Origin of the sequence: Enterobacter soli (assembly GCF_964208575.1) — a bacterium.
In the GTDB taxonomy this organism is placed as follows: Bacteria; Pseudomonadota; Gammaproteobacteria; order Enterobacterales; family Enterobacteriaceae; genus Enterobacter; species Enterobacter soli_A.
In genome coordinates, this window is record NZ_CAXOFU010000001.1 from 154,184 (window position 1) to 168,713 (window position 14,530).

General features: G+C 55.4%; 17 protein-coding genes. 7 read left to right on the forward strand and 10 right to left on the reverse strand.

Annotation, left to right across the window (positions count from 1 at the left end):
- Positions 1 to 608 precede the first annotated feature (608 nt).
- The 6 genes from tdcA (at position 609) to AB6V08_RS00770 (ending at position 8,072) form a co-directional block, all read left to right on the forward strand.
- A complete protein-coding gene (gene tdcA / locus AB6V08_RS00745) occupies positions 609 to 1,529 on the forward strand; it encodes a transcriptional regulator TdcA (protein WP_368540752.1) in 921 nt (306 codons plus the stop codon).
- A 98-nt stretch (positions 1,530 to 1,627) separates the two neighbouring features.
- On the forward strand, positions 1,628 to 2,617 hold the full coding sequence (gene tdcB, locus AB6V08_RS00750) for a bifunctional threonine ammonia-lyase/L-serine ammonia-lyase TdcB (RefSeq protein WP_368540753.1): 990 nt from the start codon (positions 1,628 to 1,630) through the stop codon (positions 2,615 to 2,617).
- Between the two features lie 11 nt (positions 2,618 to 2,628).
- Positions 2,629 to 3,960 (forward strand): threonine/serine transporter TdcC, encoded by a 1,332-nt coding sequence (tdcC, locus tag AB6V08_RS00755; RefSeq protein WP_368540754.1) that lies wholly within the window; start codon positions 2,629 to 2,631, stop codon positions 3,958 to 3,960.
- A 30-nt stretch (positions 3,961 to 3,990) separates the two neighbouring features.
- Positions 3,991 to 5,199 carry a propionate kinase gene (gene tdcD / locus AB6V08_RS00760; protein ID WP_368540756.1) on the forward strand — a complete coding sequence of 403 codons (1,209 nt, stop codon included), beginning with the start codon at positions 3,991 to 3,993 and terminating at the stop codon, positions 5,197 to 5,199.
- Positions 5,200 to 5,214: 15 nt separating this feature from the next.
- A complete protein-coding gene (pflB, locus tag AB6V08_RS00765) occupies positions 5,215 to 7,509 on the forward strand; it encodes a formate C-acetyltransferase (protein ID WP_368540758.1) in 2,295 nt (764 codons plus the stop codon).
- Positions 7,510 to 7,661: 152 nt separating this feature from the next.
- The gene (locus AB6V08_RS00770) at positions 7,662 to 8,072 is read left to right on the forward strand and encodes a Spy/CpxP family protein refolding chaperone (RefSeq protein ID WP_368540759.1); all 411 of its coding nucleotides are present in this window, start codon (positions 7,662 to 7,664) and stop codon (positions 8,070 to 8,072) included.
- Positions 8,073 to 8,104: 32 nt separating this feature from the next.
- On the opposite strand, the gene AB6V08_RS00775 is transcribed toward AB6V08_RS00770, so the two are convergent.
- On the reverse strand, positions 8,105 to 8,806 hold the full coding sequence (locus tag AB6V08_RS00775) for a pirin family protein (protein WP_368540760.1): 702 nt from the start codon (positions 8,804 to 8,806) through the stop codon (positions 8,105 to 8,107).
- 104 nt (positions 8,807 to 8,910) lie between these two features.
- On the opposite strand from AB6V08_RS00775, the gene AB6V08_RS00780 reads away from it, so the two are divergent.
- Positions 8,911 to 9,813, forward strand: coding sequence for a LysR family transcriptional regulator (locus tag AB6V08_RS00780; protein ID WP_368540761.1), 903 nt, complete (start codon positions 8,911 to 8,913; stop codon positions 9,811 to 9,813).
- A 33-nt stretch (positions 9,814 to 9,846) separates the two neighbouring features.
- Here the strand turns inward: AB6V08_RS00780 and AB6V08_RS00785 are convergent, their stop codons facing one another.
- The 9 genes from AB6V08_RS00785 to mzrA form a co-directional block, all read right to left on the reverse strand.
- Entirely contained in the window at positions 9,847 to 10,209 is a 363-nt protein-coding gene (locus tag AB6V08_RS00785; RefSeq protein ID WP_368540763.1) for a DUF805 domain-containing protein, read from the reverse strand.
- A gap of 188 nt (positions 10,210 to 10,397) precedes the next feature.
- Complete coding sequence (locus AB6V08_RS00790; RefSeq protein WP_368540764.1) at positions 10,398 to 10,763, reverse strand: DUF805 domain-containing protein; 366 nt, start codon at positions 10,761 to 10,763, stop codon at positions 10,398 to 10,400.
- A gap of 106 nt (positions 10,764 to 10,869) precedes the next feature.
- A complete protein-coding gene (locus tag AB6V08_RS00795) occupies positions 10,870 to 11,856 on the reverse strand; it encodes a glutathione S-transferase family protein (RefSeq protein ID WP_368540765.1) in 987 nt (328 codons plus the stop codon).
- A gap of 70 nt (positions 11,857 to 11,926) precedes the next feature.
- Positions 11,927 to 12,319 (reverse strand): DoxX family protein, encoded by a 393-nt coding sequence (locus AB6V08_RS00800; RefSeq protein WP_234673160.1) that lies wholly within the window; start codon positions 12,317 to 12,319, stop codon positions 11,927 to 11,929.
- A gap of 276 nt (positions 12,320 to 12,595) precedes the next feature.
- On the reverse strand, positions 12,596 to 12,892 hold the full coding sequence (locus tag AB6V08_RS00805) for a YqjK-like family protein (protein WP_368540766.1): 297 nt from the start codon (positions 12,890 to 12,892) through the stop codon (positions 12,596 to 12,598).
- Positions 12,889 to 13,287, reverse strand: a complete 399-nt coding sequence (locus AB6V08_RS00810) for a phage holin family protein (RefSeq protein ID WP_368540768.1) — start codon at positions 13,285 to 13,287, stop codon at positions 12,889 to 12,891. Before AB6V08_RS00810 ends, AB6V08_RS00805 begins: the two co-directional genes overlap by 4 nt.
- A 2-nt stretch (positions 13,288 to 13,289) precedes the next feature.
- A complete protein-coding gene (locus tag AB6V08_RS00815; RefSeq protein WP_368540769.1) occupies positions 13,290 to 13,595 on the reverse strand; it encodes a YqjD family protein in 306 nt (101 codons plus the stop codon).
- A 28-nt stretch (positions 13,596 to 13,623) separates the two neighbouring features.
- On the reverse strand, positions 13,624 to 13,992 hold the full coding sequence (locus AB6V08_RS00820; RefSeq protein ID WP_368540770.1) for a DUF1090 domain-containing protein: 369 nt from the start codon (positions 13,990 to 13,992) through the stop codon (positions 13,624 to 13,626).
- Positions 13,993 to 14,145: 153 nt separating this feature from the next.
- Entirely contained in the window at positions 14,146 to 14,529 is a 384-nt protein-coding gene (gene mzrA, locus AB6V08_RS00825; protein ID WP_368540772.1) for an EnvZ/OmpR regulon moderator MzrA, read from the reverse strand.
- Between the last annotated feature and the right edge of the window lies 1 nt (position 14,530).

The window sequence follows — 14,530 nt, forward strand, 5'->3', positions numbered from 1 at the left end:
CTCAAAATACATCAATTCTCAAATTTGCGACACTAAGCACATTTCACTATTTTCATCTCTAATGCCTGCACGCCTGCGCCATGTATGATCTAAATCACAAAATTTAACGCTATAAAAATGTGATTTTTCAGTGTTGTTAGTTTGTTGCAGATGTTAATGTGGTGATGCCTGATGCTTTCTCGTTTGCTAAAGAGATATTGAATATCAAAACATTTACAACGTGAATATGTGATATGTCTCACCCTTTCCGTCTGGCGTTAAAAAATATTATTGGCTTATTTGATAATTCACAAAAATCGTTTAACGGAATAATGTCGGTTTATTAACCATTAATTGCCTGAAAGATAGTCTTAATTGATATTTTTAATGCGCAGAAAATTGCCTGGGTTATCGCCATAAAATAAAGTTATTACCGCCATTTTTGTTGATCGATATCAGCCAAAAGGCGTTTGGTTATTAATTTAACTTGTTGTATTTGATGTATTTTATTGTGGCTTTGCAGGGTGTGATTAAGGCGTGAAAAGATAAATTGTGAGTAACAGCACATACCCCCTTAAACAATATTGGGTAGAATTCGCCCCGTCATAGGGAAATAAGCGCAGAATATTATGAACACTATTATTCTACCGAAAACACAGCACCTCGTGGTATTTCAGGAAGTCATTAAAAGTGGCTCCATAGGTTCTGCTGCAAGACAACTGGGCCTGACGCAACCCGCCGTCAGCAAAATCATCAGCGATATCGAGTCCTACTTTGGCGTTGAGGTGATGGTGCGCAAAAATACCGGCGTAAAGCTGACCGCCGCCGGTCAGGTGCTGCTCTCCTACGCGGAGTCGATCACCCGCGAGATGAAAAACATGGTGAGCGAAATCAACAGCCTCAGCTTTAGCACCGTCATGGACGTCTCCTTTGGCTACCCGTCGTTGATTGGCTTTACCTTCCTCTCTGAGATGATCAAAAAATTCAAGGAAGTGTTCCCAAAGGCGCGTGTCTCTATGTATGAAGCGCAGCTCTCCTCCTTCCTGCCCGCCATTCGCGATGGTCGGCTGGATTTCGCCATCGGCACGCTGAGCGATGAAATGCTGCTGCAGGATCTGCACGTCGAGCCGCTGTTTGAATCCGAGTTTGTGCTGGTGGCCAGCAAATCACGAACGTGCACCGGCTCGACTACACTGGCATCGCTCACGCACGAGCAGTGGGTGATGCCGCAAACCGATATGGGCTACTACAAAGAACTTCTGACCACCCTGCAAGACAACCACATCAGCATTGAAAACATCGTCCAGACCGATTCCGTCGTTACCATTTATAACCTTGTCCTCAATGCCGATTATTTGACCGTTATTCCCCGCGATATGATTGCCCCGTTCGGCTCTGACCAGTTTATTGTATTGCCGGTGGAGGATGAATTACCGGTGGCGCGTTACGCTGCCGTCTGGTCAAAAAATTACAGTATTAAAAAATCAGCCTCAGTATTAGTGGAGCTGGCGAAACAGTACTCTGCCATGAATAGTAAAAAACGACGATAGTGCATTAACAGCGATTTAAAACACCCGGAGCTTATTTTAAATAAGCTTTGATACCCTGACTTTGCCTGAAGAAACTGAATTATTATAACGAGGATATTATGCACATTACCTACGACCTCCCGGTAACCATCGACGATATTCAGGACGCCAGAAAACGCCTGGCAGGTAAAATATATAAAACCGGCATGCCGCGCTCGAATTATCTCAGCGAACGCTGTAAGGGTGAGATATACCTGAAGTTTGAAAATATGCAGCGCACCGGCTCGTTTAAAATCCGCGGCGCCTTTAATAAATTAGCCTCCCTGACCGATGCCGAAAAACGCAAAGGGGTGGTGGCCTGCTCGGCGGGAAACCACGCGCAGGGCGTGTCGCTCTCCTGCGCCATGCTGGGTATCGACGGCAAAGTGGTGATGCCAATGGGCGCGCCGAAATCCAAAGTGGCGGCAACCCGCGATTACTCGGCGGAAGTGGTGCTGCACGGCGAGAACTTCAACGACACCATCGCCAAAGTGAGCGAAATCGTCGAGATGGAAGGGCGCATTTTTATCCCGCCTTATGACGACGCGAAGGTGATTGCCGGGCAGGGAACCATCGGCCTGGAAATTCTCGAAGATTTATACGACGTGGATAACGTGATTGTGCCTATCGGCGGCGGCGGGTTAATTGCGGGCATCGCCACGGCCATTAAATCCATCAACCCGACCATTAATATTATCGGCGTGCAGTCCGAAAACGTGCACGGCATGGCCGCCTCTTTTTACGCCGATGAAATAATGACCCACCGCGTTACCGGAACGTTGGCCGACGGCTGCGACGTTTCCCGCCCGGGTAATTTAACCTTCGAAATTGTTCGTGAATTAGTCGATGACATTGTGCTGGTCAGCGAAGACGATATTCGCAACAGCATGGTTGCCCTTATTCAGCGCAATAAAGTGGTCACTGAAGGCGCGGGCGCGCTGGCGTGCGCGGCGTTATTAAGCGGCAAGCTCGACAATTATATTCAGGGGCGCAAAACCGTCAGCATTATTTCCGGCGGCAATATCGATCTGTCCCGCGTTTCCCAAATCACCGGCTTCGTTGACGCATAAGAGGAAGACCTATGAGCAACACAGAAAGCATTATCGTCGGCCAGAGCAAAACGTCGACCTGGCGTAAGTCAGATACCACCTGGACGCTCGGGCTGTTTGGCACCGCCATCGGCGCAGGCGTGCTGTTCTTCCCTATTCGCGCAGGCTTCGGGGGCTTAATCCCTATCCTGCTGATGCTGCTTCTCGCCTTCCCGATTGCGTTTTACTGCCACCGGGCGCTGGCGCGGCTGTGCCTGTCCGGGAGCAACGTCTCCGGCAACATCACCGAAACGGTGGAGGAGCACTTCGGCAAAACCGGCGGGGTGGTGATTACGTTCCTCTACTTCTTTGCCATCTGTCCGCTGCTGTGGATTTACGGCGTCACCATTACCAACACCTTTATGACCTTCTGGGAAAACCAGCTCCAGCTTCCGGCGCTGAACCGCGGCTTCGTGGCGCTATTCCTGCTGCTGCTGATGGCCTTCGTGATCTGGTTCGGTAAAGACCTGATGGTGAAGGTGATGAGCTTCCTGGTGTTCCCGTTTATCGCCAGCCTGGTGCTGATCTCGCTATCGCTGATCCCGTACTGGAACTCTGCGGTCATCGACCAGGTTAACCTGAGCGATATCGCCTTTACCGGTCACGACGGCATTCTGGTGACGGTATGGCTGGGGATCTCCATCATGGTCTTCTCCTTCAACTTCTCGCCGATTGTCTCGTCGTTCGTGGTGTCGAAACGCGAAGAGTACGAGCCGGAATTCGGCAAAGCCTTCACCGAGCAGAAATGTTCCAAAATCATCGGTCGCGCCAGCATGCTGATGGTGGCGGTGGTGATGTTCTTCGCCTTTAGCTGCCTGTTCACGCTCTCTCCGCAGAACATGGCGGAAGCCAAAGCGCAGAACATTCCGGTGCTCTCTTACCTGGCAAACCACTTCGCGTCGATGTCGGGAAGCAAATCCACCTTCGCCACGGTGCTGGAATACGGCGCGTCGATTATCGCGCTGGTGGCGATCTTCAAATCCTTCTTCGGCCACTACCTCGGCACGCTGGAAGGGCTGAACGGCCTGATCCTCAAGTTCGGCTATAAGGGCGACAAGAAGAAAGTCTCGGTGGGCAAACTGAACACCATCAGCATGATTTTCATCATGGGCTCCACCTGGGTGGTGGCCTACGCCAACCCGAACATTCTCGACCTTATTGAAGCGATGGGCGCGCCAATTATTGCCTCTCTGCTGTGCCTGCTGCCGATGTACGCCATCCGCAAAACCCCGGCGCTGGCGAAGTACAAAGGCAAGCCGGAGAACATTTTTGTCACCCTGGTCGGGCTGCTGACCATTCTGAACATCGTTTACAAACTGTTTTAACCCAAGGCTCAGGATGAGCGGAGTAACACCATGATTGAGTTTCCGGTTGTACTGGTTATTAACTGCGGATCTTCATCCGTTAAGTTCTCGGTACTCGACGCCGGCACCTGCGATGCCCTGGTCACGGGCATCGCGGACGGCATTAACACTGAAAAGGCCTTTATCGCCGTGAACGGGGGTGAGCCGGTCAGACTGGCTCATCACGACTACGAAGGGGCGCTGGCCGCCATCGCCCTGGAGCTGGAGAAACGCAACCTGATGAGCAGCGTGGCCCTGATCGGCCACCGCATCGCGCACGGCGGCGACCTGTTCAGCGAGTCAACCCCGATCACCGACGAGGTCATCGCCCAGATCCGCCAGGTCTCGCCGCTCGCCCCGCTGCATAACTACGCCAACCTCAGCGGCGTGGAAGCGGCAGAGCGGCTGTTCCCCGGCGTGCAGCAGGTGGCGGTTTTCGACACCAGCTTCCACCAGACCCTGCCGCCATCGGCCTATCTCTACGGGCTGCCGTACCGCTATTTCGAGGAGCTTGGCGTGCGTCGCTATGGTTTTCACGGCACCTCGCACCGCTATGTGTCCGCCCAGGCGCATCAGCTGCTTTCGCTATCTCCCGACGACAGCGGGCTGGTCATTGCGCACCTCGGTAACGGGGCGTCCATCTGCGCGGTGCGTAACGGCAAAAGCGTGGATACCTCCATGGGCATGACGCCGCTGGAAGGGCTGATGATGGGCACCCGCTGCGGCGATGTCGATTTTGGCGCGATGGCGTGGATTGCCCGCCAGACGGGGCAGTCGTTCGACGACCTTGAGCGGGTGGTGAACAAAGAGTCGGGGCTGCTGGGGATCTCCGGGCTGTCTGCCGATCTCCGCACCCTGGAGAAGGCCTGGCACGAGGGGCACGAGCGCGCGACGCTGGCGATCCAGACCTTCGTCCACCGGATTGCGCGGCATATCGCCGGGCACGCCGCGTCGCTGCATCGCCTCGACGGCGTGGTGTTCACCGGCGGCATCGGTGAAAACTCAGCGCTTATCCGCGCCCTTGTTGCGGAACACCTGAAGGTCTTCGGCATCGCGCTGGACGAGCACAAAAACGCCCTGCCGGGCAGCGCGGGCGAGCGCGTGATTTCGACCGACTGCTCCCGCGCGGCCTGCGCGGTGATCCCGACCAACGAAGAAAAAATGATTGCGCTGGACGCCCTCCGTCTTGGGAAGGTAACTCCGGCTGCGGCTTACGCCTGATAGAGCGAGAGTGAAATGAAAGTCACAATGGATACGAACGTTGCCCCCTACAGCGACGCATGGGCCGGGTTTCGCGGTGAAGCGTGGAAAGACAGCATCAACGTGCGCGATTTTATTCAGCATAACTATACCCCTTACGACGGCGATGAAGCTTTCCTCGCGCAGGCGACGCCAGCAACGACGGCGCTGTGGCAGAAGGTGATGGTCGGCATTCGTCAGGAGAATGCCACCCACGCGCCGGTGGATTTCGACACCAACGTTGCCACCACCATTACCGCCCACGGGCCGGGGTATATCGACGAAGAGCTGGAAACGATCGTCGGGTTGCAAACCGATAAACCGCTCAAGCGCGCGCTGCATCCCTACGGCGGGATCAACATGATCCGCAGCTCGTTCGAGGCCTACGGCCGCGAGATGGATCCGCAGTTTGAGTACCTGTTCACCGACCTGCGCAAAACCCACAACCAGGGCGTGTTCGACGTCTACTCTCCGGAGATGATGCGCTGCCGTAAATCCGGCGTGCTGACCGGCCTGCCGGACGGCTACGGGCGCGGGCGCATCATCGGCGACTACCGCCGCGTGGCGCTGTACGGCATCAGCTATCTGGTGCGCGAGCGCGAGCTGCAGTTTGCCGATCTGCAGGGCAGGCTGGAGCGCGGCGAGGATCTGGAGGCGACGATCCGCCTGCGCGAAGAGCTGGCCGAGCATAAACGCGCGCTGCTGCAAATCCAGCAGATGGCGGCGAACTACGGCTTTGATATTTCACGGCCGGCGATCACCGCCCGGGAAGCGGTGCAGTGGCTCTACTTTGCCTATCTGGCGGCGGTGAAATCGCAAAACGGCGGGGCGATGTCCCTGGGGCGCACGGCGACGTTCCTCGACATTTATCTTGAGCGCGACATGCAGGCCGGACGTCTGAACGAGGTGCAGGCGCAGGAGCTGATCGACCACTTCATCATGAAGATCCGCATGGTGCGCTTCCTGCGCACGCCGGAGTTCGACACGCTCTTCTCCGGCGATCCTATCTGGGCCACGGAAGTGATCGGCGGGATGGGGCTGGATGGCCGCACGCTGGTGACGAAGAACAGCTTCCGCTATCTGCATACCCTGCACACCATGGGGCCCGCGCCGGAGCCGAACCTGACGATCCTCTGGTCAGATCAACTGCCGATCGCCTTCAAAAAATACGCCGCGCAGGTGTCGATCGTGACCTCCTCGCTGCAGTACGAGAACGACGATCTGATGCGCGCCGACTTCAACAGCGACGACTACGCCATTGCCTGCTGCGTCAGCCCGATGGTGATCGGCAAGCAGATGCAGTTCTTTGGCGCGCGCGCCAACCTGGCGAAAACGCTGCTGTACGCGATCAACGGCGGCGTGGATGAGAAGCTGAAAATCCAGGTCGGGCCAAAAGCCGAGCCGCTGCTGGACGACGTGCTGAAGTACGACACCGTGATGGCGAGCCTCGATCACTTTATGGACTGGCTGGCGGTGCAGTACATCAGCGCGCTGAATCTCATCCACTATATGCACGATAAATACAGCTACGAAGCCTCGCTGATGGCGCTGCACGACCGGGACGTATACCGCACGATGGCCTGCGGCATTGCCGGGCTGTCGGTGGCGGCAGATTCCCTGTCGGCCATTAAGTACGCCACCGTGAAGCCGGTGCGCGACCACAACGGGCTGGCGGTCGATTTTGTGATTGAAGGGGAGTACCCGCAGTATGGCAACAACGACGACCGCGTGGACAGCATTGCCTGTGACCTGGTTGAGCGCTTTATGAAGAAAATTCAGGCGCTGCCGACCTACCGCAACGCGGTGCCCACCCAGTCGATCCTCACGATCACGTCCAACGTGGTGTACGGCGAGAAGACCGGGAACACGCCGGACGGACGCCGGGGCGGTACGCCGTTCGCACCGGGCGCAAACCCGATGCACGGGCGCGACAGGAAAGGGGCGGTGGCGTCGTTAACCTCGGTTGCCAAGCTGCCGTTCACCTACGCGAAGGACGGGATTTCCTACACCTTCTCCATCGTGCCGCAGGCGCTGGGCAAAGATGAAAGCGTGCGCAAAACCAACCTCGTGGGGCTGCTGGACGGCTACTTCCACCATGAGGCGTCCATCGAGGGCGGCCAGCATCTGAACGTCAACGTCATGAACCGGGAGATGCTGCTCGACGCCATCGCGCATCCTGAGAACTATCCGAACCTGACGATCCGCGTGTCGGGCTATGCGGTGCGCTTTAATGCGCTGACGCGGGAGCAGCAGCAGGACGTCATTTCGCGCACCTTCACGCAGGCGATGTAGTAAAAGCGAGCCGTAACGCCCCCTCGGAGAAGGGGGCTTTTTTTTGCCCGCTGAACCTACAAAATTGTTTATATAATTATTCACACATATTCATCCGCTCTTGAAAAACAATGCTCCTGCTTTTCCCTATAACAAAATGTAAGGACAGTAAGATGATGAAAATGACCCGTATTGCTTTGGCTGCCGCGTCGCTGGCGGTGTGCAGTTTTGCCGCCCAGGCGGCAAACGTTGAGGCTGCACCTTCTCCTTCTCAGGATCCGCTGGTACAGCACCTGAAGCTCAGCAGCGATCAGGTGAAGAAGATCGAGGATCTGCACCAGAAGCTGGAAGACAACGTCAGCACGATCCCGATGACCGGGGTGAAGGATGGCGCGCTGATTGAGATGTTCCAGGACAATAAATGGAACGAAAGCACGGTGAAAAGCCAGCTCGCGGCGTTTAGCAAAATTGAGGAACAGGCGCGTTACTACCGCGTGAAATACTACTTCGATGTGAGTCAGGTGCTGACGCCGGAACAGCGTAAGCAGATTAAGACGGACATGGCCAACGCGCTGGCCAACTGATGTTACGCCCGCGCGGGTGCGCGGGCATTTCATTACACCGGTAAATCAATCAACAACGCACGCAGCGGCGTGTCGGCAACCAGCGTGATATTCGCTTCATCGCGAATAAATGCCCCGTCACCGCAGGTCAACGCCTCTTTCTCTTCCGAGTGCGTCACCGCATGTACCGTACCGTGAATCGACTGCAGATAGGCGCGCGGGCCGTGAAGCTGGAAGCTCGCCTGCTCACCTTTTTTCAGCTCGATATGGTGCAGCCACACCTGCTGGCGCAGCTGCAGGCTGCCGTTACTGCCGTCGGGGGTGGCAATCAGCTGCTGCTTTTCGCCCGTTAAATCAACCTTTTGCACCAGCGGATTTTCCCGCTCCGGGCAGGCATCCAGCCACAGCTGCATACGGGTCAGCGTCTTATCTTTGCTGAGGTTATGCTCGCTGTAGCTCATGCCGGGCTGCGTTGAAATCAACAACGCTTCGCCAGCCTTCGCCTGGACATGATTGCCCTCGCTGTCGCGGTATTCTGCCTCGCCTTCCAGGATCAGGTTCAAAATATCGACTTTCGGATACGCACGCGGCTGGAAGGACGCCCCCGGGGCGAGCACTTCCTGGTTTAACACGCGCAATGAAGCGTAACCGAGGAGTTTTGGGTCAAAGTAGTGTCCAAAGGAGAAGGTGTAGCGGGCCTGCAGCCAACCGAAATCGGCTTGTCCGCACTGTTTAGCTGTTCTTGTCGTAATCATAAACTTGACCTCTCTTTACACTAAAACAATGGTAAAGGTATGGACGCTTCATTGTTAGCCAGATATTCTGCCGGGTATGTTCAAATTTCCTGAATGAGAACGAGATGGCTAAAGAGAGAGCATTGACGCTTGAGGCGCTTCGCGTCATGGACGCGATTGACAGGCGTGGCAGCTTTGCCGCTGCGGCAGATGAACTGGGGCGCGTTCCGTCTGCGCTCAGCTATACCATGCAGAAGCTTGAGGAAGAGCTGGACGTGGTGTTATTCGATCGTTCCGGTCATAGAACAAAATTCACCAACGTTGGCCGAATGCTGCTGGAGCGCGGCCGCGTGCTGCTGGAAGCCGCCGATAAATTAACCACCGATGCCGAAGCGCTGGCGCGCGGTTGGGAAACACACCTGACGCTGGTGACCGAAGCGCTGGTGCCAACCCAGGCGCTGTTCCCGCTGGTGGACAGGCTGGCGGAAAAAGCTAACACGCAGCTTTCCATTATTACCGAAGTGCTGGCGGGGGCGTGGGAACGTCTGGAAACGGGCAGGGCGGATATCGTGATTGCGCCGGACATGCACTTCCGTTCGTCGTCTGAAATCAACTCCCGCAAGCTCTACAGCGTGATGAACGTTTACGTGGCTGCGCCGGATCACCCGATCCACCAGGAGCCGGAGCCGCTGTCCGAAGTCACGCGCGTGAAGTACCGCGGCGTGGCGGTGGCGGATACCGCCCGCGAGCGCCCGGTGCTAACGGTACAGCTGCTGGACAAACAGCCGCGCCTGACGGTGACGTCGCTGGAAGATAAGCGCCAGGCGCTGCTGGCGGGTCTTGGCATGGCGACCATGCCCTATCCGTTCGTGGAAAAAGATATCGCCGAAGGGCGCCTGCGGGTGGTCAGCCCGGAGTACACCAGCGAGGTGGATATCATCATGGCGTGGCGGCGCGACAGCATGGGCGAGGCAAAGTCGTGGTGCCTGCGCGAAATACCCAAGCTCTTTGCCCACTACAATAAATAAAGAAGCAGGCCCGGTAAGCGTACCGGGCTTTTTTTATGCGTTGCGCTTAGGGTCCGGGCCAAAGCGGTTGTCGCCCGGCGTCCCGTCACTGCACATAAAGACCAGAAGTACCAGCGAGCCGACAAGCGGGATAAGACCCAGCAAAAGCCACCATGCTGAACGTTCAGTGTCGTGTAATCGACGGAATGTTACCGCCACGGTGGGGAGCATCACCAGCAGGCTATAAATCGTAAAAAGGATCCCACCTGCAAATTCCCCCAGACCTAACATTAAATCAGCAAATATAAACACGATGCTGATGATGGAGCTCACCAGAGTGAACATCCAATACTCTTTGCGGCGGGCACGGCCAGCGAACACAACGTAGTTGCGCAATACCTCAAAATACCAGTTCATTTTTCCTTGCCTTAATAATCAGTCAGTCACTTGTTCCTAAGTGAGCGCCGCAAGGATAGAGGGAAAGAGTGCACTAAAAAAAGGGTTTTAAAGGACGTGCGGGCTATTTGACCGGAATCGGACATCGCTGCTCGGGGCAGGTGTGCAGCGGGTAGGCCCGGTAAGCGTAAGCGCCACCGGGCTTATGTTTATGCGTTGCGCTTAGGATCCGGCCCAAAGCGGTTATCGCCCGGCGTCCCGTTCTGACAGTTAAAGATCAGGATCACGATCCAGCCGACAATCGGGATCAACAGCAGCAGCAGCCACCAGGCTGAACGATCGGTGTCGTGCAGGCGGCGGAACTGTACGGCCCAGGAAGGCAGCATAATGAAGATGCCGTAAATCGTCGTGAGAACGCCTTCTCCTCCGGCACGTTCCCAGCCAAGAATTTTGTCCACAATACTCAACACCAGAGCCAGGATGAAGTTCACCAGAACGAACATCCAGTACTCTTTGCGGCGGGCACGTCCGCCGAATCCGATGTAGTTGCGCAGTACGTTTAAATACCAGTCCATTTTCCTTGCCTCAATTATCAGTCAATCACTTGTTTTTTAAGCGATCGAGATAAGGATAGATGGAGTTGGAGAAATAAAAAAGGGCATCAATGGATGCCCTGAATATTTATCTGAATCGCTCGTCGCGGCCGTGCGGCTCATCCAGATCCTGCCACGGGCCAATGGAGATAATGCCCGTCGGGTTGATGGTTTTATGGCTGCGGTAATAGTGGGTGCGGATATGGTCAAAATCGACCGTTTCCGCAATGCCCGGCATCTGATAGATATCGCGCAGGAAGCCGTACAGGTTCAGGTAATCGCTGATGCGGTGCTTGTCGCACTTGAAGTGGGTGACGTACACCGGATCGAAACGCACCAGCGTCGTCCACAGGCGAATATCCGCTTCCGTCAGGCGATCGCCCGTCAGGTAGCGGTGCTGGCCGAGGATCTGCTCCAGACGTTCCAGGGATTCAAACACCTTCCCGACCGCTTCGTCATAGGCTTCCTGGCTGGTGGCGAAACCGGCTTTGTAGACGCCGTTATTCACGTTGTCATAGATCCAGCTGTTCAGCTCATCAATCTTGTCGCGCAGCTCTACCGGGTAATAATCGCCGGCGCGCGCGCCGTGGGCGTCAAACGCTGTGTTGAACATACGGATGATCTCCGCAGATTCATTGCTGACGATGGTCTGGTTTTTCTTGTCCCACAGAACGGGCACGGTCACGCGCCCGGTGTAGTGCGGGTCGGCGCGCAGATAGAGCTGATACAGGAACTCATGATGATAAAGATCGTCGCCGGTGGCGGCGGGGAAATCGCTGTCGAACGTCCAGCCATTTTCCAGCATCAGGGGGTTAACCACCGAAACAGGCAGCAGCGACTCCAGGCCTTTGAGCTTACGCATAATCAGCGTGCGGTGCGCCCACGGGCAGGCGAGTGAAACATAGAGATGATAACGATCCTTCTCGGCGGCGAAACCGCCTTCGCCGCCAGGGCCCGGCGCGCCGTCGGCGGTCAGCCAGTTGCGGAAGGCCGAAACAGAGCGCTTGAAGCGGCCTCCGGTGGATTTTGTGTCATACCAGACATCCTGCCAGACGCCGTCTACGAGTTGTCCCATCTTTTCCTCCTCCGTCAGATAGCAAAAGCGAGGAGATATCTCCTCGCTTTTTTACATCAGTATAGCGTGCTTACCACTTCTTATTCAGAACGCGGTCGATGCTGTATGCGCCAGGACCGGTGATAGCCAACAGCAGGAAACCGCCGGCAATGGTCAGGTTTTTCATGAACATCAGGGAGTTCACGCCTTCCGCAAAGTTGCTGTGGAAGATGAACGCCGTCAGCAGCGTAAAGCCTGCGGTGAACAGCGCGGTAGTACGGGTCAGGAAGCCGAACAGCACTGCCAGACCGCCGCCGAACTCAAGCAGAATGGTCAGCGGCAGCAGGAACCCCGGCACGCCCATGGCTTCCATATATTGCTGTGTACCCGCATATCCGGTGATTTTGCCCCAACCTGCGGTGATAAACAGAATTGGCATCAGAATGCGCGCTACCAGTACACCAACATCTTCTAATTTTTTCATTTTACTCTCCAGGAAACCACACGGGCGGCTGATCTTTATTTGTCTGTAAATTCGGATACATATCGCGAACTTGCTTTCGATGGAGAGAATCATAAACGTGACGAATGGCAAATGTTAGCAAGGAAAACTGTCAATCTTTATCAAAGATATTGAGTAATAGAAGCAGGTAGGGAGGGCATCTTATGTTCGCACATTGTCATCCCTTCGCCCTTTTTGGGGGGAGGGTGAGGGGAACAAAAACAAAAAACGGTAACCAGGGTTACCGTTTTGCATTTATCACCGCAGCTGCTGCTGGCGCAGCGTGGCTTTGAACAGACGCCAGGCGCTCCAGGCGCCGAACCCGCGGCGTGCCCAGCGAACGAGCTTGCTCGGATGGCGAACGCCCCACACAGCCATTACGCTACTGCCCACCAGCGCCCATGAACGCAGGCTCAGAAAGGTATTCCAGCCTCTGTCGAATGAACGCGTTGACTCAACCCAGTCACGGCGGCAGGCGGACAGATCCAGACGTTCCTGCTGGATCTGGCTCAGCAGGCGCGCTTTGCGCTTAATGAGTTCGGCTTTGCTGCTCACGGCTTGTCATCCTCCAGCAGAGAGCGGTCGTTGGCCAGTTCCTGGCGCGTGTGGCGCAGGAAGGTGGATTGACGCGCTTTGCGTAGCGTCCACAGCCCACCAATCAGCGCGCCCAACAGCAGCACAACGGTGGTGGCGATCATTGCGTTAAGACGATACTGAGGATCGATAGCCCAGATGATTAACACCATCAGGCTCATCAGCCCGAACGCCGCGAAGAGCATGGTAAGCCCGAGCATCAGCAGCATCTGGAAGAGATTGGCTTTCTCCTCTTCCAGTTCAACGACCGCAAGGCGGACGCGCGTTTCGGCGATGCTGACCAGCGTAGTCAAAATACGCTGGCCAATGCCGAGGACGTTATTAGCAGGCCCTTGTGCGTGGCGAGGATCTTCCATAATCAACGACGCGTAAGCAGAACACCCAGCACCACGCCCACGGCGGCACCGATACCGACGCCCGTCCACGGGTTATCGCGAACATATTCGTCTGCACGGGCTGCGGCTTCACGCGTTTGTTTCGCCAGCGCATCGCCGGTTTCACCCAGGCGGTAACGGCTCTCTTTCAGCGCTTTCTCGGCTTTGCTGCGCAGCTTGCTGACTTCTTCTTTTGATTTATCAGCAGAAGTATTCAGCACTTCTTCCAGGGTATCCGCCAGGGATTTCAACTCAGCGCGCAGGTTTTCTGACGTAGTATCTTTTGACATGATTCTCTCCTGTGAGACTTCCGTTAACTCAATAATCGCGTGATTCCAGCGCCTTCAGTTCTTCTTGCGCTTCCTTTAACTTCTTCTCGCGTTTGGCAATTTTTTCCGCATCTCCTTTCTCTTTTGCTTCCTGCAGGTCTTGACGGCGTTCAGCTATCTCGTCCTTTTGTTCCGCAATTTTCTTCTTGTGGTCGGCGCGCAGTTCGGCGTCCGAACAGTTAGCTTTCACTTCGCTCAGCGCTTTTTTCAGACCGTTGATGCGGTGCTGATTGTTATGCTTTTCGGCATAGCTGATTTCGCGCTGAATATCGTTCTCCTTCTCCTGACACAGAGAAGTAGCAAAAGAAGCGGAGCTTAAAGATAAAAGGGCCAGAGCCAGAGCGATGCGGTATTTCATTATTGGAACCTTCCATTGTTACAGCACGTCCGGAGGAGTGTGCTGATGTCCAAAGTTATGCGGAGAACATATGTCTGATCCTCCGCGTACTTAATAATAGTAAGTAAACGGGGTATTCACCAAAGTGAGTGAAAAGATTCGGATTCCTGGAAGTTATCCGAATCGGTGCGATGTATCGCGCAGAAGTGACAACCAGGCCGCAGGCTGACTGTCGTCTTCCTGCTGAGCGATGATGTATCCGCGCGGCAGAGTTCTGTCGAGCACGGCTTTGGCTGCAGCACTTTGCGCGCTTGAGTCAAATTTTATCAGTAAAACATCATCTTGTGGGGTAATGCTTTTAAAACGAATGCCGTTTGCGTCCAGGTGATGCCAGATGGAGAAGCCGTCAGGCACGCTGGCACCCTGATTCACAGAGCGGATTGCCAGCGTCGATTCCTGGTGCTGAAGCGCATTCCATACCAGAAGCATGGCGCTGAACATAACCAGCACAACCAATGCGTAGGAAAAACGCCGCAGGGAAGACGGTGAGATTTCCATC